Consider the following 20,539-nt stretch of genomic DNA (forward strand, 5'->3'; position numbering starts at 1 on the left):
CCGGCCACGAGGATAGATGTCGTCCAAGCCAGTAAAACTGTCCGCCGGGCGTGCGCTCACCCCGGGCGCCATCGCCTTGATGCTGATGCTGTGCCTGAGCTGGGGGTTCAACCAGATCGCGGTGAAGCTGGTGTTGGCGGACGTGCCGCCGATGCTGCAGGCGCTGATTCGCTCTGTCGGCGCGTTGCCGGTGTTGCTCGCGATCGGCTGGTTTCGCGGCGTGAAATTCTTCGAGCGCGACGGCACGCTATGGGCCGGCGTGACCGCAGGCGCGATCTTCGGCATCGAATTCGTGCTGATCTATCGCGGCCTGCTGCTGACATCGGCATCGCGCGCGGTGGTGTTTCTGTATACGGCGCCATTCTTCGTCGCGCTCGGCTCGTATGTCTTTCTCGGCGAACGGTTGCGGGCGCCGCAATGGGGTGGCCTGGCGCTCAGTTTCGCCGGCGTCGCGCTGGCGATCGGGGTCCCCCAGACCAATGTCGATGCGACTGTTTTGCTGGGCGACCTCCTGATCGTCGCCGGCGGCGCGCTCTGGGCGACCACGACGCTGATCGTCAAGACCACCGCGCTGATCAAGGCCCCTGCGGAAAAGGGGCTCGGCTATCAGGTGGCGCTGTCGATCCCGATTCTCGCGCTTGCTGCGTGGATATCGGACGAAACCATCACCCACGTTCCCGGGCCGCTGTCGCTCTCGCTGCTGGCCTATCAGGCGTTCTGGGTGGTGGGTCTGACGTTCCTGTTGTGGTTCGCATTGGTCAAAACCTACTCCGCCAGCAAATTGTCAGCGTTCACCTTCGTGACGCCGCTGTTCGGCGTCGCCGCCAGCTATTTCATCCTGCATGACACGCTGACCATCGCCTTCGGTGTCGCGGCGCTGCTGGTCATTGCCGGGCTCTATCTCGTGAACAAGCCGGATCCGAAGGTCGTGCCGGATCCGAACCTGCCGGCGTGATGGTGACGGAGTCCGTCGCCAAGCTCGTCATTGCCTGCGACAAACGCGAAGTGTTTGCGCAAGGGAGCGCAAGCGACGAAGCAATCCATGCTTCCGCGCGTGTGGAAGGATGGATTGCTTCGCTTCGCTCGCAATGACGTGGAGAAAGCGCGGAATCGTCAGCGTCTACCCCGTCTCGATCGGCAGCGACGCGTCCTTGGCCCATTCGCCCATCGAGCCGTCGTAGAGCGTGAGATTGTCGTAGCCGAGCCGGTAGAGCAGGAACAGATCGATCGTCGCCGAGATGCCGCCGCCGCAATAGGCGACCACGCGCTTGCCCTTCGTAATGCCCTGCGCCTTGAATTTGGCCTCCGCCTCGCCAAGCGGGACGAAGGCCTTGGTCTGTGGGTCGAGCAATGTGGCTGCCGACACGTTGCAACTGCCGGGCACGCGGCCGGGCCGACCATAGCGGCTCGGCTCTAGGCCCTTGTGGAATTGCGGACCGAGCGCGTTGACGACGACGGTGCCCCGCTCGGTGGTGGCGGCGAGCGTTTCGTGCTTGTCGACGAAAAATCCGCTCCTCGGTTTGGCCGTGAACGTTGCTGGCGGATATCCCTTCGCCGGTCCGGTTTCGAGCGGGCGGCCTTCGAGCTTCCATTTGTCGAGCCCACCGTCGAGCACCGCGACATTCTCGAAGCCGAACGATTTAAGCATCCACCAGAACCGCGTCGCCCACATCGGCGTGCCGATGCTGTAGAGCACGATCTGGCTTTCGTTGGACACGCCGTGACGGCCAAACGCCCGTTCGAGCTGCGCAACATCCGGCATCATGAAGCGAAGCGGGGTATTGGAATCGGAGAACTCGCCCTGCAAATCCAGAAAGTCCGCGCCCGGAATATGCCCGGCCTCGAACGTGTGCCGTCCGGGTACCGCGAGATAGGGCTGGCTGCTGCCCTCGGGCGCGGGTTCGAGATAGGTGGTGCAGTCGAACAGGCGCAGATCGGCCTGGCCCAGAATATCAGCGAGTTCCGCGGTAGAGATGAGCCCGTTACGCCCCGACATTTGTCGGCCTCCGGTTATTTCAGGCCGATGTTAGGGCCCGTATCGGGCCATGAAAAGGCGGCCGGCACGTGCGCGCGCCCTTTCAATTCGGCGATTCCTGTCCAATATAGCTGACAACGGAAGTTGCGGTGTTCCTGCCTGCTTCCGGCCGCCGTCATCGGCATAAGCTATTGAATATACAACGTAAAAATCCGTGTGTGACGAGGCGCACTGCGCATTCGCCGCCCCCTTGGTGAATGTCATCAAAACCTGATATTCGAGGCCCCATGAACAAGCCCGAAATAATTCCGCAAGACGACGTCGCAGGCCCCCGCGCCCGGCATAAAACCACCCAGGTCATGGTCGGCAATGTTGCCGTCGGCGGCGGGGCGCCGATCGTCGTGCAGTCGATGACCAACACCGACACCGCCGATGTCGACGGCACGATCGCGCAGGTCGCGGCGCTGTCGCGCGCCGGATCGGAAATGGTGCGCATCACCGTCGATCGCGAGGAGGCGGCTGCCGCCGTTCCGCATATCCGCGACGGCCTGCGCAAGCGCGGCATCACCACGCCCCTGATCGGCGATTTCCATTATATCGGCCACAAGCTGCTCGCCGAATATCCGGCCTGCGCCGAGGCGCTCGACAAGTACCGCATCAACCCCGGCAATGTCGGCTTCAAGAACAAGCGCGACACCCAGTTCGCCGACATCATCGAGATCGCCAACAAGAACAACAAGCCGGTCCGCATCGGCGCCAATTGGGGCTCGCTCGACCAGGAATTGCTCACCAAGCTGATGGACGAGAACACGGCTTCGCCGAATCCGCGCGATGCGCGTGCGGTGACCCGTGAGGCCATGGTGCAGTCGGCCTTGCTGTCGGCCGCCCGCGCCCAAGAGCTCGGCATGCCCAAAAACCGCATGATCCTGTCGGCCAAGGTTTCCGCCGTGCAAGACCTGATCGCGGTCTATCAGACGCTCGCCTCGCGCTCGGACTACGCGATCCATCTCGGCCTCACCGAAGCCGGCATGGGCTCGAAGGGCATCGTGGCCTCTTCCGCGGCCCTCGGCATCCTGCTGCAGGACGGCATCGGCGACACCATCCGCATTTCGCTCACCCCCGAGCCCGGCGGCGACCGCACGCTGGAAGTTCAGGTCGCGCAGGAACTGCTGCAGACCATGGGCTTCCGCACCTTCGTGCCGCTGGTTGCGGCCTGCCCCGGCTGCGGCCGCACCACTTCAACCACGTTCCAGGAGCTGGCGCGCTCGATCCAGGATTTCATCCGCGAGGAAATGCCGGGCTGGAAAACGCAATATCCGGGCGTCGAGCAGCTCAACGTCGCCGTCATGGGCTGCATCGTCAACGGCCCCGGCGAATCCAAGCACGCCAATATCGGCATTTCGCTGCCCGGCACCGGCGAAGCGCCGGCAGCCCCCGTGTTCGTCGACGGCAAGAAGTTCCGCACCCTGCGCGGCCCGACGATTGCGGCCGACTTCAAGGCGCTGGTGATCGATTATATCGACCAGCGTTATGGTGCCGGCGCCAAGGCGCCCGAGACGACGGCCGCGGAGTAATCTCTCTCCGTCGTCCCCGCGAACGCGGGGACCCATCACCACAGGGCTTCGTGGTTATCGGGGCTGTGGCTCCAGCGTCCGCAACAACAACCTCTTGTGGTTATGGGTCCCCGCGTTCGCAGGGACGACCACGCGGAGAGATTGCGCTTCGTTTCATCTGAGTTACGATGCGTCCCAATCAAGAACGATTGGGAGAATCGCCGATGTCTTCGCTGTCGGGTAAGCAAGGTCCTCGTTACAGGCACACCGCCGGCGATACCGAACCCTACGAGACCATCAGCGTCGAGAAACTCACGCCGATCATCGGTGCGGAGATTTCCGGCGTCGATATCGGCAAGCTCGTCTCGGACGACACGCGCTCCAATCGCGAGATGGACGAAATCCACCGCGCGCTTGCCGAAAATCTCGTGATCTTCTTCCGCGACCAGCACATCAGCCCCGACCAGCATCTCGCCTTCGGCCGCAAGTTCGGCGAATTGCATGTGCATCCGGCGGCGCCCAACGAGGGCGACCCGGCGCTGATGAAGATCTACGCCGACAAGGATTCCCCGCGCGCCAATGGCGAGGGCTGGCACACCGACGTCTCCTGCGACGTCGAGCCGCCGATGGGGTCGATCCTCTACATCAAGCAGTGCCCGCCGCGCGGCGGCGACACGCTGTTCGCCAACATGTATGCCGCCTACGAGGCGCTGTCGGATCGGATGAAGGCCTATCTCGACGGGCTGACCGCGCTGCACGACGGCGAGCAGACCTATCGCGGCCTCTACGCCAATTACGGCGTCGCCGACCGGGTGGAATATCCGCGCGCCGAGCACCCGGTGGTGCGCACGCACCCGGTGACGGGCAAGAAGGCGCTCTACGTCAACCGCGGCTTCACCCGCTACATCGTCGGCATCCCCCGCGACGAGAGCGACGCGATATTGGCCTATCTCTACCAGCATGCGGAAAACCCGCTGTTCCAGTGCCGCTTCCGCTGGACCGAAAACGCCATCGCGTTCTGGGACAACCGCTGCGCCCAGCACCGCGCGATGTGGGATTACTGGCCGCACACACGATCAGGCACGCGCGTGACGGTGAAGGGGGAGAGGCCGGTGTGAAGATAACGCGCCGCGTGAAATGCTGTGTTGCTATCTCGGGATCCCGCCCCTTTTCCGCCCGATAAAAATCCCCCCGTGTGAACTGCGTCACATTTGCCGGTCCCGGGCGCCGGTTAGGCTCGTCACGTTACGCAACCATCCGTTGCAAGAGGTGTCTAGCGATCCAACCCAAAGCGATATTTTCGGGGGTGCGAAATGGCAGACGAACGGCTCCACGTTTTCATCAGTTATTCTTCCGAGGATCGGGATCTCGCCACTGCAATCGCTGAAGAGCTGCGGCGTGCTTTCAATCCCACCATTCTCAAGCTGACCATTGACGTCGAATTCTCGCTTGGCTCGAACTGGCGTGACCGGCTGAAGGCCGATCTTGACGATACCGACATTCTGCTGGTTGTTGCCACCGGCAAACAAAAAGTCAGCCATTCATTCACTGGCTTCGAAGTCGGCTATTTCGATGCCTCGATTTCGCATTCGCCGAAGATGGAGCATTTTCCGACCCAGGACCGGATCATGATTCCAATCGCCGTTTTCACCAAGACGCCGGAGACCATGTCCGATATTCAGGCGCTGCAGATCAATGCACCGTTCGATCCGATGGTGGTGGACCCCACCGCGTTGAAAAACCCGGCGAGCCCAACCGGCGCCGCCAACGTCGCCATGAAGAAAACTCCGATTTTCAGGCTGTTCAAGCGCATCCAGGGGATCATCAACCAGTCGATCCCGCTCTCCGACGAAGATCTGGAGGCCTTCAATGAGCAATTGCTCGAATCCTCAGCGCGTCTCGTCAACGTCATTCATCTCGAGCTGCAGAAGCGCGTCTACCAGGAGAATTTTCCTGAACGCAAGATCGTCGTTCGCACGAGTCGTGCGGCGGCCAGTCCTGGCCGCGGTGACGCCTTGTCGGACGCGACCGTCGAATTCTTCGGGCGGTTTGATTCGTTCGGATTCCAGACGCCGCAAGGCGGGCCAGTTTCCTGGTCGCAGTTTGCCGAAAATATCGGGGAGGAAGACGTCGCCCGCTGCTGGACTTCCACCATTCAAATGCTGGTGTCGGCGGCCATGCGCGGCGATTTCCGGGACAACCGGCAGGTCGTCACCTCGCAGGAGAAGGACCGCGCATTCAGAATGTTCGTTGCGCGAAGCGTCATCTACTACAGCGGCGTGCGCGAATTTCACATCTATATCGTCGAGATCAGGTACAAGGACTACGGTGATCCGACTACCACGATGCTGCTGAAGGCGATTTCCATCGGGCTGCAGTATCGCTTCATGTTCCTTGAAGGCAAGACCAGCGAATTTTCGCCAAATAGCTTCAATGCGACGTTGCATGATCTGCGCGGAAGAATTGCCGAGATGATCCAGCAACTGGATTATCTGTTGTGGTACAGTCAGGACGCGGGCTTGAACGAGCCCGAAAGCATTCTTCAAATCCTGGGTGATTTGCCGACTGGTGAGATCGAGAGGAAGTCGCAAATCTGGGAGACGGAAAAGAGCAAGCTTTATGCGGCTGCGCGCAAGATGCTTGCGACCGACGACGCCGAGCTTTTGCAGAACAAGGCAGAGTTCGTGACGGTGTTGCAGGCCTTCTGTGACAGCACGCGCGTTCTAAATGAAGATTTCACCTCCAAGGTCCTGCTGGCGCTTGGCCGGATCGTGTCGGGGGACCAATCGAAGGTTGGACTGAACGTAGCGGCGTGACGGCGTTGCCCGTTGAGACCCAAGACAGGTGGGGGCCGCGCGTCGCGGCCCCCGCAAGGCGCGTTGACGTCTCGTCGCCTCTGCGCCACTCTCCGGCAAAAGCAAAACAAAACCGGAGGACGCCCCATGCTCCGCGCCGAAGACAACAAGTTCCTCACCGAGAGTGGTGCAGGCACTGGCATGGGCGAATTGCTGCGCCGGTTCTGGATCCCGGTGCTGCTTTCCGCAGAATTGCCGGAGCCCGATGGCACGCCGAAAAAGATCGTCGTCATGGGCGAGGAGCTGCTCGCTTTCCGCGACACCCGCGGCGTCGTCGGCGTCATCGATCAGTATTGCCCGCACCGCGGCGCCAATCTCTGGCTCGGCCGCAACGAGGAATGCGGCATTCGCTGCGTCTATCACGGCTGGAAGTTCGACACCGACGGCCGATGCGTCGACATGCCGACCTCCTATCCCGACCTCAACGCCAAAGACCTGATCCGCATCAAGTCCTATCCGGTGCGCGAATGGGGCGACATGATCTGGGCCTATATGGGCCCGGCCGATCAGGTCCCCGAATTGCCTGATCTGGAAATGGCGCTGGTGCCGGCCTCGCACCGCTACGTCTCGAAGAAGTGGCAGGACTGCAACTGGGTGCAGGCGCTGGAAGGCTCGATCGACACCGCGCATTTCACCTTCGCGCATCTCTCCTTCGAGAAGGAAGAGAACGAGATCCTCGACATCAAGAAACACTTTGTGAATCCGCTTGTACGGGTCGCGACCGACCACATGCGATGGATCGCCGAAGACCCGCGCCCGGTGATCAAGATCAATCCGCACGAGGCCGGCCTCACGGTCGCCGGCGGACGGCTCACCGGAACCGACAACATTTACTGGCGCATCGCCCAGTTCCTGATGCCGGTTCACGCCTATGCGCCGAGCTCGATGCCGGGCGAGAATATTTTCGGCCAGAGTTTCATCCCGGTGACCGATACCAGCTGCTGGATCTTCACCTATGCCTGGAATCCGGAACGTCCGCTGACGCAGGCCGAGCGCGACGGCTACGGCCGCGGCAACGGCGTGATGTCGGAGGTCGACGAGAATTACATGCCGCTGCGCAACAAATCGAACGACTACCTGATCGATCGCAAGCTGCAGAAGACCAACAGCTACACCGGCATCAAGGGCGTGTCCGAACAGGACGCCGCCGTGCAGGACAGCCAGGGCCCGATCGCCGACCGCACCCGCGAACATCTCGGCCCGACCGATCTTGGCATCATGCATTTCCGCAAGCTCGTCATGGATGCCGCCCGCGCGCTGCAGAAGGGCGAGGCGCCGCCGCATCTCAGGCATCAGGATCGATATGCGGTGCGCTCCGGCGCCTGCGTGACCAGCAAGGCCAAGGACCTCACGGCGGTCATGATCGAGCGGTTCGGCGACGCGGCGGGCTATGTCGGTCATCCCGGCAGGAACGCGGCGGCGGAGTAGGAGCTGTCGATCGCCGCTCCCTTGCGCAAACGCTTTGCGTTTGTCGCAGGCAATGACGGCTTCTACAGCGCGATCTTCCGATATTCCCGATTGCTCAAGCTCGCTTCCTCCAGGTCGAGGTCGCGTTCGATCCGCCGCCTGGTTTCGTCGGTGATTTTGCCGTCGCGGAGCAGGACGTGGATGAACTTCCGTTCCGCTGCGATCAATTCGCGCGTCAGCGCGGTGCCGGCCGCCGTCATGTCGTGCGCGCCGGGGTCGAGTGAATTGGGTAGCTGGTTGGCGCGGATTTCATGCCGTGCCCTGAGCAGCTTCACGACTTCATCGGAGAGTTCGCGGTCGTCGGTGATGGCGTCGAGCGACTTGAGCGCGGCATCAAGCGCCTCGCGCCGGGCCGCGATCTCGGCCTCATGTTCCGCGACATACTCGCTGCGGCCGTCTTTGGCGACGCCCAGCCATCGCACCACCGCCGGCAGTCCAAGCCCCAATCCCACCAGGGTGATGAAGATGACGCCGAAGGCGACGAACAGGATCATGTCGCGATGGGGAAAGCCTTCACCGCCGGGCAGTGCCAACGGTAACGCCAGCGCTGCGGCCAACGACACCGCGCCCCGCACGCCGGTGAAGGCCACCACGAACACGGTCTGCCAGGATGGCGGCGGATCACGTTCACGGATTCGTCTGCTGATCAGACGCGGAAGATAGGTTGCGGGATAGACCCAGGCAAAGCGCGCGACGATGACGATGATGGCGACCAGCGCGGTGGCGAACAGGATTTCCTGCAGCGGAAACGCCTTCGATTTCTCGAACAGCAACCGCATCTGGAATCCCGTCAGCAGGAACAGGAGGCCTTCGACCAGATAGATCACGAGGTCCCAGAAGAAGATGCCCTGCAGTCGCGTCGCCGATGAAATCAGGAGCGGCCCGTTCCAGCTGATATAGAGCCCGCAGGCCACGGTCGCGATCACGCCGGAGCCGCCGAGATGTTCGGGAATCCAGAAGGCGAGGTAGGGCGTGATCAGCGACAGCGTGATCTCGACCTGCGGGTCCCGCGCGCGATGGCGTGCGCGCAGCGAGAGCCAGCCGATTGCCACCCCGAACAGGATTTCGCCGACCACGATGACGGCAAAGGTGCCGGTGGCCTTCGGCAGCGAGAACAGCCCGGTCGAAATCGCCGCTACGGCGAAGCGATAGAGGATCAGCGCGGTGGCGTCGTTGGCGAGCCCCTCGCCCTCGAGCACGACGAGGATGCGGCGCGGCATGCCGAGCTTGCGCGCAATGGCCAAGGGCGCCACCACGTCCGGCGGGGCGACGATTGCGCCCAGCAGGAAGCCAACGCCCCAGGGCAGCCCGATCAGATAATGTGTCGCGGTCGCGACCGCGAAGGCGGTGAAGATCACGCAGCCGACCGACAGCAGGATAATCGGACGGAGATTGGATTTGAATTCGCGCCAGCTCATGGCGACGCTCGCCGAATAGATCAGCGGCGGCAGGAATACCAGCAGCACCAGCTCGGGCGGCAATTCCACCGCCGGCATGCCCGGCACGAAGGCGAGCGCGATGCCCGCGAGCAGCAGCAGGATGGCCGGTGCGACGTTGATTCGCCGCGCCAGCAGCGCGGTCCCTGCCAGCACGGCGAGCAGGATCAAAAAGATCTGAAACTTGGCTTCCATCATCGCCCCATTCGCACGTCGCCAGCGGCGATATCGCAGGCGACGTGAACTGGATTGGCCATGACGTCACCATCAAATCGGCGCCGAGCGAGGGAGGCTGCACCGGCGGGGGCGCAGGCCTGAGTGGCTATTACTCGCGCAGATCGTAGCGGTAGGATTTCGAAACGATCTTCCAGCCGTCGCGCAGTTTCATTGCCACCAGATAATCGGTGAAATAGCGCGGCGGCAACTGGCAGCGCACCTTGATGAAGGCGGTCTGATCGTCGGAGCGGTCGATCGTGACGATGAAATCCTCCCGCGGCTTGCCTTCAGCCCTGGCGGACGGCCGCTTGCGCACGCGATCGAGCCAGTCCGGCACGGTCAGCACCTGCAACTCGCCTTTCTCCAGCCAGCGCAGATCGGCGGTGGAATCGAAGATTGCGCCGAGCTTGTCGGCATCGCCTTCATACAGGCCATCGAAATAGTTCTTCACCACGGCTTCCACGGTCGATCGGTCGTGACTCACGGCGGTTCCTCCCGGCGAAAAGAAAATTTGTTCGAACTGAATTAAGCCACGAACCGCTTCATTGCGCTAGGCTGACCTCATCACGGTTGCGAGGAGTTGCAGGTGGCGGGTTCAACAAAATCGAATGCTCGCATTCTTGCCGGAGAATGCTTTTGCCGCGCGGTCAGGTACGCCGTGGCTGACGAATTCGGCTACGCCTTGAACTGCCATTGCTCGAATTGCCGGCGCACCACCGGTGCGGCGTTCAAGCCGTTCGCCGGCATCGCGCGCGACAAATTCAGCGTCACCAAGGGCGAGGACGATCTCATGATCCATGGCGACGAGGCCGGCCACGATGCGCATTGCCGGAAATGCGGCTCGCTGCTCTATTCGGTGGTGCGCGAAGGCGCTTTCGTCCATGTCGCCATGGGCACGCTGGTCGACGATCCCTCGATCCGCCCGACCGCTCACATCTTCGTCGGCTCCAAGGCATCGTGGTTCGCGATCACGGACGACCTGCCGCAATACCGGGAGCATGTCGTGCCGCGTTGAGCGGCTCACGCGCTCCGGGAATAGATGCTCGTCGCCGGAGGTTTGTATCTGGACGGGAACCCGGCGAAAAAGGTGACCGGCCATGGCCGAACCGACGGGGCGCTGGCCCGACTAAGGATAAGGCGATGGCGCGATTCACATCAGCGTGGATCGTGACTTAACTCACAAAGCCGGGCTGCGGCTTCTGGTAGGCAGGCCGGTGTGGTAAAAAAGTACAAGGGCTCCGGAGGAGTCATGATGATGTCTGGATCGCACAAGTTGTGCCGATGGGCACTTGCAGCCGCCGCCTTCCTGCTGGTGAGCGAGCCGGCGTTTGCCGAAAAGCGCGTGGCGCTGGTGCTCGGCAATTCCAACTACCAGAATGTCGCGCCGCTGGCCAATCCGGTTAACGACAGCGCCAAGATCGCGTCGACGCTAAAGGACGCCGGCTTCGACGTCGTCGATTCCCGCCGCGACCTGCCGGCGGCCGAAACCCGTCGCGCGCTGCGCGATTTCGCCGATCGTGCCCGCGATGCCGATATCGCGGTGGTCTATTACGCCGGCCACGGCATCGAGGTGGACGGCGGGAACTACCTGATCCCGGTCGATGCGCGGCTGGAACGCGACACCGACATCTATGACGAGGGCCTCTCGCTCGACCGCATCCTGATTGCGATCGAGCCGGCCAAAAAACTCCGCCTGGTGATTCTCGACGCCTGCCGCGACAATCCGTTCGCCCGGACCATGAAGCGCACGGTCGCTTCGCGCGCGATCGGGCAGGGTCTGGCCAAGGTCGAACCGACCAGCCCGAACGTCCTGATCGCCTATTCGGCCAAGGCCGGGTCCACCGCGGCCGACGGTGACGGCAAGAACAGCCCGTTTACGGCGGCGCTGTCGCACCATCTGACGAAGCCGGGGCTCGACGTGCGCCGCGCGTTCGGCTTCGTGCGCGACGAGGTGCTCAAGACCACCAACAACCGGCAGGAACCCTTTGTGTATGGCTCGCTCGGCGGTGAAGACGTGCCGCTGGTGCCGGCGCCCCGTCCGGCGGCGGCTGCTGCGACGCCAGCCCCCAGCGCGCAGGCCGAAGCCCGCCGCGATTACGAACTCGCGCTGCAGATCGGCAACAAGAGCGCGCTCAACGCCTTCCTGGCGCAATATCCTGATGGTTTCTACGCGAGCCTTGCCAAGCTTCAGCTCGACAAGATCGCCGCCGAGGAAACGCGTGTCGCGGCGACCGAAAAAGCGCGGCAGGCCGAGCAGGAGCGGGCGCGGCTCGCCGCCGAGGGCGCCCGGAAGTCGCAGCAGGCAAAGGCCGAAGCCGAAGCCAAGGCCGCCGAGCAGGCGCGCATCGCGGCTGAAAAGGCCAAGCAGGTGGCGCAGGACCAGGCGGCCGCAGCCGAACAGAAGCGCGTCGCCGCCGAAAGCGCTGCCGCCGACAAGGCGTCGGCTCCGGCAGCCGCTGACAAGGACAAGGCGGTGAACGTTGCCGCGCTCGCCGCGGGGCCGCCGCAGGATGATGTCACCAAGTCGGTGCAGGCCGAACTGCGCCGCGTCGGCTGCCTGACCGGCAACGCCGATGGCAATTGGAACAACGCCTCGCAGCGGTCGCTGACGCAGTTCAACCGCTACGCCGGAACCAGGCTCGATACCAAGGTCGCCAGCGTCGATACGCTCGATACGCTCAAGCTGAAGTCGTCACGGGTGTGCCCGCTGGTGTGCGAACACGGCTTCCGGGCCGATGGCGACCGCTGCACCAAGATCACCTGCGCCGAGGGCTCGTTCCTCAACGACGACAATGAATGCGAGAAACGTCGCGCCAAAAAGCCGGTGGCAACGCGCGACAGGCCGGAAGCAAGGCGGGTTCCCGAAGCAAGGCAAGCTCCGGAGCCCAGGCAAGTTATCGTCAGGCGTTCCCAAACACCGACTGGTCCAGGGCTGGGGTCCAAAGGCCAGCCGCTTACCGGCCTTGAACGGGCTCAGGGTTGCAACGGATACCAGGCCATCATGTCGGGCGTGTGCCCCTAGCAAATAGCGGCGCGTTATCGAACACGCTGCGGCCCCGGCTCATCTCTGTCTTGACGGCAGGGGCCGGGTCCGATTCCAGTCCGGGACGACAGGGGCTCAGATCGCGCTCGCCGCGATATTCACCATCAGGGCCAGCAGCGCCGTGTTGAACACGAACGAGATGATGCCGTGGACCGTCGCGGTGCGGCGGATGATCCTGTCGGTGATGCCAACGTCGGAAACCTGCGCGGTCATGCCAATCACAAACGAGAAGTAGACGAAGTCCCAATAGTCGGCCTCGACATGCGCGTCGCCGCTCGGGAACTGCAGGCCGCCAGGGCTTTTGCCGCGATGGAAATCATGCGCGTAGTGCAGCGCAAAGGCGGTGTGTACGATCGTCCATGACAGCACGATCGTCACAACAGCCAGGATCAGCCCGGCCGGATCGCCTTTCGAGGCGCCGAGCTCGAACACGATCGCGCCAAGACTCGCGAGGGCGCCGAACGCGGTCAACAACAGGATCAGGAACCGCCCGTCATCCTGCAATACCGCGCTGCGTCGGATATGGGCGATGTCGCAACGCAGCATCATGATGTAGGCGAGTACGAGATATAGTGCGGCGAAGACATCCCAGCCGACGATGAGACGTGTCGCCAGCCGCCGCGTGTCAGGCAGCAGGAAGAATATGACGACACCGAGCGCGAGCGCGATGAAGGTCCGCGGCCGCCCATAGACCACGCGGACCGGCAGCGGCAGCTTGCGGAACCGGACAAGGTGCTTTTCGAATTCCTCGCTCATCCGCTGCCTTTATCTCGCTAGCTCTTGCTAGCTCTTGCGCTCGGCGACGAAGCGGGCGGCTGCCCGCAACGTGTCGCCCTTCGCGCCGAAGATCGAGAGTGCTGAATCGGCACGTGCCAGCAGATCGCGCACGCGCTGCTTGGCGCCGTCGATGCCGAGCTGGGTGACGAAGGTGGTCTTGCCCAAGGCCGCATCCTGCCCGGTCTGCTTGCCGAGCGCGGCGGCGTCGCCCTCGACGTCGAGCAGGTCGTCGGCGATCTGAAACGCCTCGCCGAGCGCGCGGCCGTAATCGTCGAGCGCCTGATACTCCTTCGGCGTGGACTGGCCGAGGATGGCACCGGCGATGCAGCCATAGCGCAGCAGCGCGCCGGTCTTCATCTGCTGCAGCCGCGCCACGTCGACCGGTTCGCGGTCGCCGAACCGGCCTTCGCCCGCGAGGTCCAGGATCTGGCCGCCGACCATGCCGCCGATGCCGGAGGCGCGCGCCAGCGCGCGCGTCAGCAACAGGCGCACCGTGGCGTCGTTGTGGATCTCGTCGCGGGTGACGATGTCGAACGCCAGCGTCAACAGCCCGTCGCCGGCGAGGATCGCGGTGGCGTCGTCGGTATTCTTGTGCAGCGTGGGCCGGCCGCGGCGCAGGTCGCTGTTGTCCATCGCCGGCAGATCGTCATGGATCAGCGAATAGCAATGGATGCATTCCAGGGCCGCGCCGACCAACAGGGCCGCTTCGCGCGGAACTCCGAACACCGCCGAGCTTTCGGCCACCAGGAAGGGCCGCAGCCGCTTTCCGCCGCCCAGGCTGGAATAGCGCATCGCCTCCATCAGCCGCTTCGGCCGGGCGATCTCGTCGGGCAACAGCGTATCGGACAACAGCTTCGCCAGCAGGGCTTCGGTATCGTCCGCGGTCTGGTCGAGGCGTTTGGCAAAATCGGCAGTGGCGGTGGTCATTAAGAATAGCTCCAGATCAATTTGGCCGGACAATCGTTGATGGCAACGGCTTCGTCAATTCCATGATCCCGGTCACAAAAGCGCTGGAAAACGCACGAAATATCATGGAGATGTCACGGAGGTGGGGCCAATTCATCGGCCTCGGGCCGGCTTGGGTTGAACCGGAAGCGTCCAATTTGCGCATTGTCCGAATTTTGCTGCTGATCCTGCTTGCGGTGCTGTTGCTGCCCTATCTGGTGACGCCGCTCTACCGAACCGGCCATCCGGTATCGGCGCTGATGGCCTGGCGCTGGCTCAAGGGCGCGCCGGTGTCCCGGCAATGGGTCGATTTCAACGCGATTTCGCCTTATCTGCCGCGCTCGGTGGTGGGCTCCGAGGACGCCAAATTCTGCAGCCATCGCGGGGTCGATTGGGGCGCGCTGCAGGATGCGATCGACGATGCCGAGGACGGGGAGCCCGCCCGCGGCGGCTCGACCATCACCCAGCAGGTGGCGAAAAACCTGTTCCTGTGGCCGGGCCGCAGCGTGGTCCGCAAGGCGCTGGAACTGCCACTTGCGATGTGGATCGATCTGGTGCTGCCCAAGCAGCGGATCCTGGAAATCTACCTCAACATCGCCGAGCTTGGACCGTCCGGGCAGTTCGGGGCCGAGGCCGGGTCGATCTACGCGTTCGGCCGTTCGGCGGCGACGCTTTCGGCGCGCGAGGCCGCCTTGCTGGCGGCGATCCTGCCCAATCCGGTCAGGCGCAGCGCCCGCAATCCTGGCCCCGGGGTACGCCGTCTGGCCGGAACCTACATGGCGCGGGCCAATGCCGCGGCGCTTCAGCGCTGCTGGAGCGAGAATCGCGGTTATTGATCCAGCCCCAAGCAGCCCAAGCGAGCGAAGACAGGCTCGCTGGGATTGGCAAGTGTCACTTCTTCTCTGGCGCAGCCGCGCCCTTTCCGCCAAAGACCGCCGCATCGAACTTGGCGGGATCGACGGTCTGATATCTCGACCAATCCATGGCGGGATCAGCGCCGTAAAGCTTCGTCCATCCTGGACTCTGATCCATCGTGGCGCTGTCTACGGGACGAATTTCAAAATGAAACCGTCCTTTGCTGCCGACTTCGCCGATCGTGTCCTTGGCTTTGAGCTGCTGTCCGACCGCAATCGGCCTGCCATCATGGCCAACCAGCTTGCCGAGCTGGGCGTAGCGGCTGTAGGCCGCGCGCCCGTTCGCAAAGCTGTGTTTGACCACGACATATCGCCCGCATTGACCGGCGGTCGGCGTATCCACCGTTGCCGTTTCGTTGTCTTCCAGCTTGACGACGATGCCGTCTTCCATGACCGGCACAGGCGTTCCTGCCGGGGCGCTGTAGTCCGATCCGGAATGGAATTGCTGGCCGCAGCCGCAGTCTGCGGCCTCCTTTTCGCTGCCTTGCTGGCTTGGCGGACCGCTGAATTCATTGACGACGATGCCCGGGCCCTTTTGGTCGAAATAAATCAGGGCCGCATAAAGCGTCAGTTTCCCGCCCAGCGGCACCTCTTTCTCCAGATGCTCGGTAAGCACGTCTTGAACGTACATCGTGAAGAGCTTCCCCTTCGCGGACTTGACCTGGATGCAGCGCGAGATCGGAGCCCGCTCGAGGAAATCTTTGGGGATTCCCGACGTCACCATTGCCCATTTCAGGAAATTGATTGCGCAAGGCGTGGCCTGTGCCGCCAGCGTGACCTCGAACCGATAGCTTTGTACCGGAAACACATCGACGCCCATCCCGGACGGAGGTTTCCTCGCGGAAATGACATCGATATCCGCCGGCTTGTATCGGTCGTAATCGAATGCCGCGGCGTCAGCCGCCAGCAGCATCGATAGAATGCCTGCCAGGCTCCAGAGCCGGTGAGATGCCCAGGCCGGCCGAATCCAGGCGGCGGATTGGCACACCATTCTTGAAAACTGGAACACGGCACCCCCTGCCAACCATCTCCCACGCCGCCGGACAACTTCCGAAGTGACAGAGCGCAGCGAAACTACCTCAAATAGAGACGAGACCGTTAGCAAATGATCATGGTTTGTTCTAGTAAAATCTCGCTCTGGCCGTCCGCGGGGACGGGAGCGCCGGCACGGTGCATTTTCCGGCGATTTTCCCGCGCGATCGCCCTAGCATTACGGGGTCCCTTCCTCTATAAGCGCGGCCTTATCGGCATCGCAGCTCGCGCCTGACGCAGCGTCCCCATTTCGGACGATGCCTCCGACAACACCCCTAGAGGACCGTTATGGCCGTTCCCAGAAGAAAAACATCGCCCTCGCGGCGTGGCATGCGCCGCTCGGCGGACGCCCTGAAGAAGCCGACCTATGCCGAGGACAAGGATTCGGGCGAGCTGCGCCGTCCGCACCACCTCGACCTGAAGACCGGCATGTACAAGGGCCGGCAGGTGCTGAAGAAGAAGGAATCCTGACCGGATTAGGGGAAAAGGCGCCGCGGCCAGCGGCGTCTGCCCGAATTTGGCCAACGAGTGGGCCAACGGTTCCATAAGGCGAAGTGATATGCTTCGCCCGGGACATTCCGGTTTTCCTAGCAAGGCGCGATACCCATGGTCGGTTTTCCGCTGCTTCTGATTCCGCTCGCGATCTACAACATCATCGTCTTCCTGATGCCCGACGTGTCGTTCACCGATCCGTTGGTGAAGCTGACGTTGATGTCGGGGGCGGAGTGGACGGTGACGCTGAGCGACGTGCTGCTTACGCTCGCCATCCTGCTGCTGCTGGCCGAAGTCATCAAAGGCGCACGCCCCGGCGCGAAATATCTCACCGACCATCTGCTGTCGCTGATCGTGTTCGGCGCGGCGGCGGCTGAATTCGTGCTGTGGCCGAAGTTCGGCACCTCGACCTATTTCCTGATGACGGCACTGTCGCTGGTGGATTTCCTCTCCGGTCTCGCGCTGCGAACGCGGCGACGGGCGGTTTCGGTGGCGCCGGCGCCTGCGCCTGTAACGAAAAGCGTCGAAAAAGCCGAGCTGCCGGCGGCCGAGCCCAAAGTCGAGCCCGCCGAGCCTAAGATCGACCCTGCACCGGCAACAACGGCTGCGCCCGCGGCGCCGGCCGTGCCGCCGGCAGCCTCGGTCGCCGAATCCGTGCTGGATCACCCCGAACCGAAACCGGTACAGCCCGCTGTCGCGCCCGAAGCTTCACCGGCAGCGCCGTCACCGCAAGTTCCTGCCCCGGAAGTTTCTTCACCGGAAATCCCGTCGCCGGGAATACAGCCGGGCTCCGGCTCTCCGCCATCGCCGGATAAGCCGGACACGCCTTATCAGCGCTGATCTAGATGGTTTGTCGCGTCCGGAAGCCGGTGCCGGACCGCCGCATCTGGCTCGCACCATAGGCTGTCTGGGCATCCGCAAGCGAAGCCCGCCGCAGGCTGCGGGTCTGCGGCGCCTGGTCGGCGGTCGCGATCAACTGCGCGACGAAGGTCGGATCGGGCCGCGGCAGCACCCGCTTCGGCGACCAGTGTACGGACTGGGTCACCGGCACCAGCGCGACGCAGGCCGGCTCGTCGGCGTCGACGAACTCGCCGTCCAAAATCTCTTCCGATCGATCGATACCCAGCATCGCACACCGTAACCGGCTAAAATTGTCACGTTTTGGGACATAACGCCCCACTGTGACCTGATGCTCGCAAGGCCTATGCCGATCCGTGCCCGTTCGTTCCGGGCAGGTCCGGAAAGTCTGCGAAACGTGGTTTCCAGATTATTTATGAACTTCGCCTAGCCTGTCATTCGAAAGAGCCAGTATCCTCAGGATTGTGGGAATCACCCGGCGGTGTCCCGAATCGAGGCGATCTGATGCCCTCTGTCCCGGAAGCCTCCAGCATCCTCGCCGCGCTAGGCCAGGCGGCTTTCGTCTGGGACCTCGCGGCCGACTCCATTGCCTGGAGCGACAATGCCGGTTCCGTCTTCACCGATATCCCCACGGAAGCGCTGGCGAGCGCCACCGAGTTCGCCAAGCTGATCGAGCCCTTGCGTTCGATCCGGTCGGACGCGATCAGTCAATCGACGCCGGCGCGGAGCGGCGAAGGCGTCGCCTACCGGATCGAATATGGCGTACGGGCCGCGGCCTCCGCGCCCGTGCTCTGGATCGAGGAGACCGGCTGCTGGTTTGCAGGGCCTGACGGCAAGCCGGTTCGCGCGCAAGGCATCGTCCGGGTCAACAATGAGCGCCGCGCCCGCGACGAACAGCTCATGCGGCTGTCGAGGCACGATCCGCTGACCAGTGAACTCAATCGCACATATCTCGTCGCCTCGCTGGCGGAAACGATCGAGGAAACCATGCGTTCCCGATCGTCCTCCGCCTTCATGCTGATCGGCATCGATCATCTGGCGCGGGTCAACGACGCCTTTGGCTTCGACGTCGCCGACGCCGTGATCGCCGAGGTCGGAAAACGCATCCGCGCCAGGCTGCGCGGCGGCGACGTGCTCGGCCGGTTCTCCGGCAACAAGTTCGGTCTGGTCTTGAGGAACTGCACGGTCGACGACACCAATACCGCGGCCGAGCGCTTCCTGGCCGGGATCCGCGACGAGGTGATCCCGACCAAATCCGGCCCGGTCTCGGTGACCGCCTCGATCGGCGCGATCAGCATCCCGCGCTATGCCCGCACTGCCGATGAGGCCGTCACCCGCGCCCAGGAAACACTCGATGGCGCCAAGCGCCGCCGCGCCGGATCGTTCGCGCTGTGGCGTCCGAATGTCGAGCGTGACGCCCAGCGCCGCGTCAACATCCGCGTCACCGACGAGATCGTCACCGCGCTCAACGAGCGCCGCATCGTCACGGCGTTCGAGCCGGTGGTCGAAGCGCGCTCGCGGCAGCCGGCGTTCTACGAGTGCCTGGTGCGGATGGAGCAGGCGGACGGGCAGGCGCTGCTGGCGCCGGATATCGTGCCCGTCGCGGAGCGGCTGGGCCTGATCCGGCTGGTCGATCACCGCGTGCTCGAACTTGCGATCGCCGAACTTGCGGCTTCGCCGAACGTGCGGCTCAGCCTCAACATCTCGCCCGACACCACGATGGATCCGGACTGGTGGACTTCAATCGAATCTTTGATGCAGGCGCATCCCGGTGCCGGCGAGAGGCTGATCGTCGAGATCACCGAAACGGTTGCAATCCAGGATATCGACGATATCAGCGGCTTCGTGACCCGCCTGAAGAATTTCGGCAGCCAGATCGCGATCGACGATTTCGGCGCCGGCTACACCTCGTTTCGGAATTTGCGCAAGCTCGGGGTCGACATTGTAAAGATCGACGGCGCCTTCGTGCAGAACATCGCGCGCTCCGCGGACGATCGCGCCTTCGTGCATACGCTGATCGATCTGGCCAACCGCCTGCAGATCAAGACGGTGGCGGAATGGGTGCAGGACGAGGAAGCGGCCGTGATGCTGCGCGAATGGGGCTGCGATTACATCCAGGGCCGCCTGATCGGACTGGCCTCGCCGGAACGGCCGTGGGCCGTGGCGGGAGATGCGTCGCTGCCTGCGGCAGGATAGCTCTCTCCGCCCGTCGTCCCTGCGAAAGCATGCGAAAGCAGGGACCCATACGCTGCGGCCCATCGATCGGGCAATCGGGCAGACGCCTTCTGTAAGCAATCTACGCTGGTGGTGGGTCCCTGCTTTCGCAGGGGCGACAGTGGAGAGAGATGCGACGAAGAGGTCTACTCTTCCTTCTTCGGCTCTTTCGACATGCGCTCGAGGCGTTCCTGCATGTCCTTCATCTGGCGGCGAAGGTCGTCGATATTGTCTTCGTCGGGCGCCGGCTCCGGCACCTTCTCGGATTCGGTCGTGCTCGAGCCGGGGCGCGGCGGCACGAACGGCTTGAACATCGAGAACGTCTGCTGAAACAATTCCATGTTGCGGCGGACATGTTCCTCGAGCGGCGCAAACGGCGTGCCGCTGAACGTGTTGGTGAGCTGCTTGCGGAATTTTTCCTGTTCGCGCGTCAGCGTATCGATCGACTGCTCGAGATATTTCGGCACCACCATCTGCATGCTGTCGCCGTAGAAGCGGATCAACTGCCGCAGGAAGGTGGTCGGCAACAGATTCTGCCCAGCCTTGTTTTCCTGCTCGAAGATGATCTGCGCCAGCACCGAGCGGGTGATGTCGTCGCCGGTCTTGGCGTCGTAGACGAGAAAATCTTCACCGTCCTTCACCATCGCCGCGAGATCCTCGAGCGTCACATAGGTGCTGGTGCCGGTATTATAGAGCCGCCGGTTGGCGTACTTCTTGATGGTCGTAGGTTGGTCTGACTTTGCCATAAGCTCACACATCGAC

The 20,539-nt window shown here is 63.2% G+C and carries 19 protein-coding genes; 11 read left to right on the forward strand and 8 right to left on the reverse strand.

The window, feature by feature from the left end:
- Positions 1–16: 16 nt before the first annotated feature.
- The gene (locus V1293_RS25100; RefSeq protein ID WP_334513116.1) at positions 17–955 is read left to right on the forward strand and encodes a DMT family transporter; all 939 of its coding nucleotides are present in this window, start codon (positions 17–19) and stop codon (positions 953–955) included.
- 165 nt (positions 956–1,120) lie between these two features.
- Here V1293_RS25100 and V1293_RS25105 read toward each other — a convergent pair whose 3' ends face one another.
- The gene (locus tag V1293_RS25105) at positions 1,121–1,996 is read right to left on the reverse strand and encodes a sulfurtransferase (protein WP_334513118.1); all 876 of its coding nucleotides are present in this window, start codon (positions 1,994–1,996) and stop codon (positions 1,121–1,123) included.
- A gap of 266 nt (positions 1,997–2,262) precedes the next feature.
- Here V1293_RS25105 and ispG point away from each other — a divergent pair, with 266 nt between their 5' ends.
- From ispG to V1293_RS25125, 4 genes are all read left to right on the forward strand, one after another.
- Entirely contained in the window at positions 2,263–3,549 is a 1,287-nt protein-coding gene (gene ispG / locus V1293_RS25110) for a flavodoxin-dependent (E)-4-hydroxy-3-methylbut-2-enyl-diphosphate synthase (RefSeq protein WP_334513119.1), read from the forward strand.
- 203 nt (positions 3,550–3,752) lie between these two features.
- Entirely contained in the window at positions 3,753–4,646 is an 894-nt protein-coding gene (locus V1293_RS25115) for a TauD/TfdA dioxygenase family protein (protein ID WP_334513120.1), read from the forward strand.
- 195 nt (positions 4,647–4,841) lie between these two features.
- Positions 4,842–6,344: a toll/interleukin-1 receptor domain-containing protein gene (locus V1293_RS25120; RefSeq protein WP_334513122.1), complete on the forward strand. Its 1,503-nt coding sequence runs from the start codon at positions 4,842–4,844 to the stop codon at positions 6,342–6,344.
- Between the two features lie 126 nt (positions 6,345–6,470).
- On the forward strand, positions 6,471–7,811 hold the full coding sequence (locus tag V1293_RS25125; RefSeq protein WP_334513124.1) for a Rieske 2Fe-2S domain-containing protein: 1,341 nt from the start codon (positions 6,471–6,473) through the stop codon (positions 7,809–7,811).
- 62 nt (positions 7,812–7,873) lie between these two features.
- Here the strand turns inward: V1293_RS25125 and V1293_RS25130 are convergent, their stop codons facing one another.
- Both V1293_RS25130 and V1293_RS25135 read right to left on the reverse strand, forming a co-directional pair.
- A complete protein-coding gene (locus tag V1293_RS25130) occupies positions 7,874–9,481 on the reverse strand; it encodes a Na+/H+ antiporter (protein WP_334516894.1) in 1,608 nt (535 codons plus the stop codon).
- Between the two features lie 130 nt (positions 9,482–9,611).
- The gene (locus V1293_RS25135) at positions 9,612–9,986 is read right to left on the reverse strand and encodes a nuclear transport factor 2 family protein (protein WP_334513125.1); all 375 of its coding nucleotides are present in this window, start codon (positions 9,984–9,986) and stop codon (positions 9,612–9,614) included.
- Between the two features lie 102 nt (positions 9,987–10,088).
- Here V1293_RS25135 and V1293_RS25140 point away from each other — a divergent pair, with 102 nt between their 5' ends.
- The gene (locus V1293_RS25140; protein WP_334513126.1) at positions 10,089–10,517 is read left to right on the forward strand and encodes a GFA family protein; all 429 of its coding nucleotides are present in this window, start codon (positions 10,089–10,091) and stop codon (positions 10,515–10,517) included.
- Between the two features lie 240 nt (positions 10,518–10,757).
- Positions 10,758–12,524 carry a caspase family protein gene (locus tag V1293_RS25145; protein ID WP_334516895.1) on the forward strand — a complete coding sequence of 589 codons (1,767 nt, stop codon included), beginning with the start codon at positions 10,758–10,760 and terminating at the stop codon, positions 12,522–12,524.
- Between the two features lie 96 nt (positions 12,525–12,620).
- Here the strand turns inward: V1293_RS25145 and V1293_RS25150 are convergent, their stop codons facing one another.
- Entirely contained in the window at positions 12,621–13,301 is a 681-nt protein-coding gene (locus V1293_RS25150) for a DUF1345 domain-containing protein (RefSeq protein WP_334513128.1), read from the reverse strand.
- Between the two features lie 27 nt (positions 13,302–13,328).
- Positions 13,329–14,249: a polyprenyl synthetase family protein gene (locus V1293_RS25155; RefSeq protein ID WP_334513130.1), complete on the reverse strand. Its 921-nt coding sequence runs from the start codon at positions 14,247–14,249 to the stop codon at positions 13,329–13,331.
- Between the two features lie 176 nt (positions 14,250–14,425).
- Between V1293_RS25155 and mtgA the strand changes: the two genes are divergently transcribed.
- Complete coding sequence (gene mtgA / locus V1293_RS25160) at positions 14,426–15,103, forward strand: monofunctional biosynthetic peptidoglycan transglycosylase (RefSeq protein ID WP_334513132.1); 678 nt, start codon at positions 14,426–14,428, stop codon at positions 15,101–15,103.
- 55 nt (positions 15,104–15,158) lie between these two features.
- Here mtgA and V1293_RS25165 read toward each other — a convergent pair whose 3' ends face one another.
- Positions 15,159–16,001 carry a M23 family metallopeptidase gene (locus V1293_RS25165; protein WP_334513134.1) on the reverse strand — a complete coding sequence of 281 codons (843 nt, stop codon included), beginning with the start codon at positions 15,999–16,001 and terminating at the stop codon, positions 15,159–15,161.
- A 500-nt stretch (positions 16,002–16,501) separates the two neighbouring features.
- Between V1293_RS25165 and rpmF the strand changes: the two genes are divergently transcribed.
- A complete protein-coding gene (gene rpmF, locus V1293_RS25170) occupies positions 16,502–16,684 on the forward strand; it encodes a 50S ribosomal protein L32 (RefSeq protein ID WP_028347701.1) in 183 nt (60 codons plus the stop codon).
- Between the two features lie 135 nt (positions 16,685–16,819).
- Positions 16,820–17,545, forward strand: coding sequence for a hypothetical protein (locus tag V1293_RS25175; RefSeq protein ID WP_334513136.1), 726 nt, complete (start codon positions 16,820–16,822; stop codon positions 17,543–17,545).
- Between the two features lies 1 nt (position 17,546).
- Here the strand turns inward: V1293_RS25175 and V1293_RS25180 are convergent, their stop codons facing one another.
- Positions 17,547–17,834, reverse strand: a complete 288-nt coding sequence (locus V1293_RS25180; RefSeq protein ID WP_334513137.1) for a hypothetical protein — start codon at positions 17,832–17,834, stop codon at positions 17,547–17,549.
- 233 nt (positions 17,835–18,067) lie between these two features.
- Between V1293_RS25180 and V1293_RS25185 the strand changes: the two genes are divergently transcribed.
- On the forward strand, positions 18,068–19,759 hold the full coding sequence (locus V1293_RS25185) for a bifunctional diguanylate cyclase/phosphodiesterase (RefSeq protein ID WP_334513139.1): 1,692 nt from the start codon (positions 18,068–18,070) through the stop codon (positions 19,757–19,759).
- Between the two features lie 164 nt (positions 19,760–19,923).
- Here V1293_RS25185 and phaR read toward each other — a convergent pair whose 3' ends face one another.
- A complete protein-coding gene (phaR, locus tag V1293_RS25190; RefSeq protein WP_334513141.1) occupies positions 19,924–20,523 on the reverse strand; it encodes a polyhydroxyalkanoate synthesis repressor PhaR in 600 nt (199 codons plus the stop codon).
- Positions 20,524–20,539: the final 16 nt, after the last annotated feature.

Origin of the sequence: Bradyrhizobium sp. AZCC 1693 (assembly GCF_036924745.1) — a bacterium.
Taxonomy (GTDB): domain Bacteria; phylum Pseudomonadota; class Alphaproteobacteria; order Rhizobiales; family Xanthobacteraceae; genus Bradyrhizobium.

What these genes read in the sequence shown, in the direction of transcription:
- V1293_RS25100 (WP_334513116.1), top strand. Translation starts at nt 17, where the DNA reads ATGTCGTCCAAGCCAGTAAAACTGTCCGCCGGGCGTGCGCTCACCCCG.
- V1293_RS25105 (WP_334513118.1), bottom strand. Translation starts at nt 1,996, where the DNA reads ATGTCGGGGCGTAACGGGCTCATCTCTACCGCGGAACTCGCTGATATT.
- ispG (WP_334513119.1), top strand. Translation starts at nt 2,263, where the DNA reads ATGAACAAGCCCGAAATAATTCCGCAAGACGACGTCGCAGGCCCCCGC.
- V1293_RS25115 (WP_334513120.1), top strand. Translation starts at nt 3,753, where the DNA reads ATGTCTTCGCTGTCGGGTAAGCAAGGTCCTCGTTACAGGCACACCGCC.
- V1293_RS25120 (WP_334513122.1), top strand. Translation starts at nt 4,842, where the DNA reads ATGGCAGACGAACGGCTCCACGTTTTCATCAGTTATTCTTCCGAGGAT.
- V1293_RS25125 (WP_334513124.1), top strand. Translation starts at nt 6,471, where the DNA reads ATGCTCCGCGCCGAAGACAACAAGTTCCTCACCGAGAGTGGTGCAGGC.
- V1293_RS25130 (WP_334516894.1), bottom strand. Translation starts at nt 9,481, where the DNA reads ATGGAAGCCAAGTTTCAGATCTTTTTGATCCTGCTCGCCGTGCTGGCA.
- V1293_RS25145 (WP_334516895.1), top strand. Translation starts at nt 10,758, where the DNA reads ATGTCTGGATCGCACAAGTTGTGCCGATGGGCACTTGCAGCCGCCGCC.
- V1293_RS25150 (WP_334513128.1), bottom strand. Translation starts at nt 13,301, where the DNA reads ATGAGCGAGGAATTCGAAAAGCACCTTGTCCGGTTCCGCAAGCTGCCG.
- V1293_RS25155 (WP_334513130.1), bottom strand. Translation starts at nt 14,249, where the DNA reads ATGACCACCGCCACTGCCGATTTTGCCAAACGCCTCGACCAGACCGCG.
- V1293_RS25165 (WP_334513134.1), bottom strand. Translation starts at nt 16,001, where the DNA reads ATGGGCGTCGATGTGTTTCCGGTACAAAGCTATCGGTTCGAGGTCACG.
- rpmF (WP_028347701.1), top strand. Translation starts at nt 16,502, where the DNA reads ATGGCCGTTCCCAGAAGAAAAACATCGCCCTCGCGGCGTGGCATGCGC.
- V1293_RS25175 (WP_334513136.1), top strand. Translation starts at nt 16,820, where the DNA reads ATGGTCGGTTTTCCGCTGCTTCTGATTCCGCTCGCGATCTACAACATC.
- V1293_RS25180 (WP_334513137.1), bottom strand. Translation starts at nt 17,834, where the DNA reads ATGCTGGGTATCGATCGATCGGAAGAGATTTTGGACGGCGAGTTCGTC.
- V1293_RS25185 (WP_334513139.1), top strand. Translation starts at nt 18,068, where the DNA reads ATGCCCTCTGTCCCGGAAGCCTCCAGCATCCTCGCCGCGCTAGGCCAG.
- phaR (WP_334513141.1), bottom strand. Translation starts at nt 20,523, where the DNA reads ATGGCAAAGTCAGACCAACCTACGACCATCAAGAAGTACGCCAACCGG.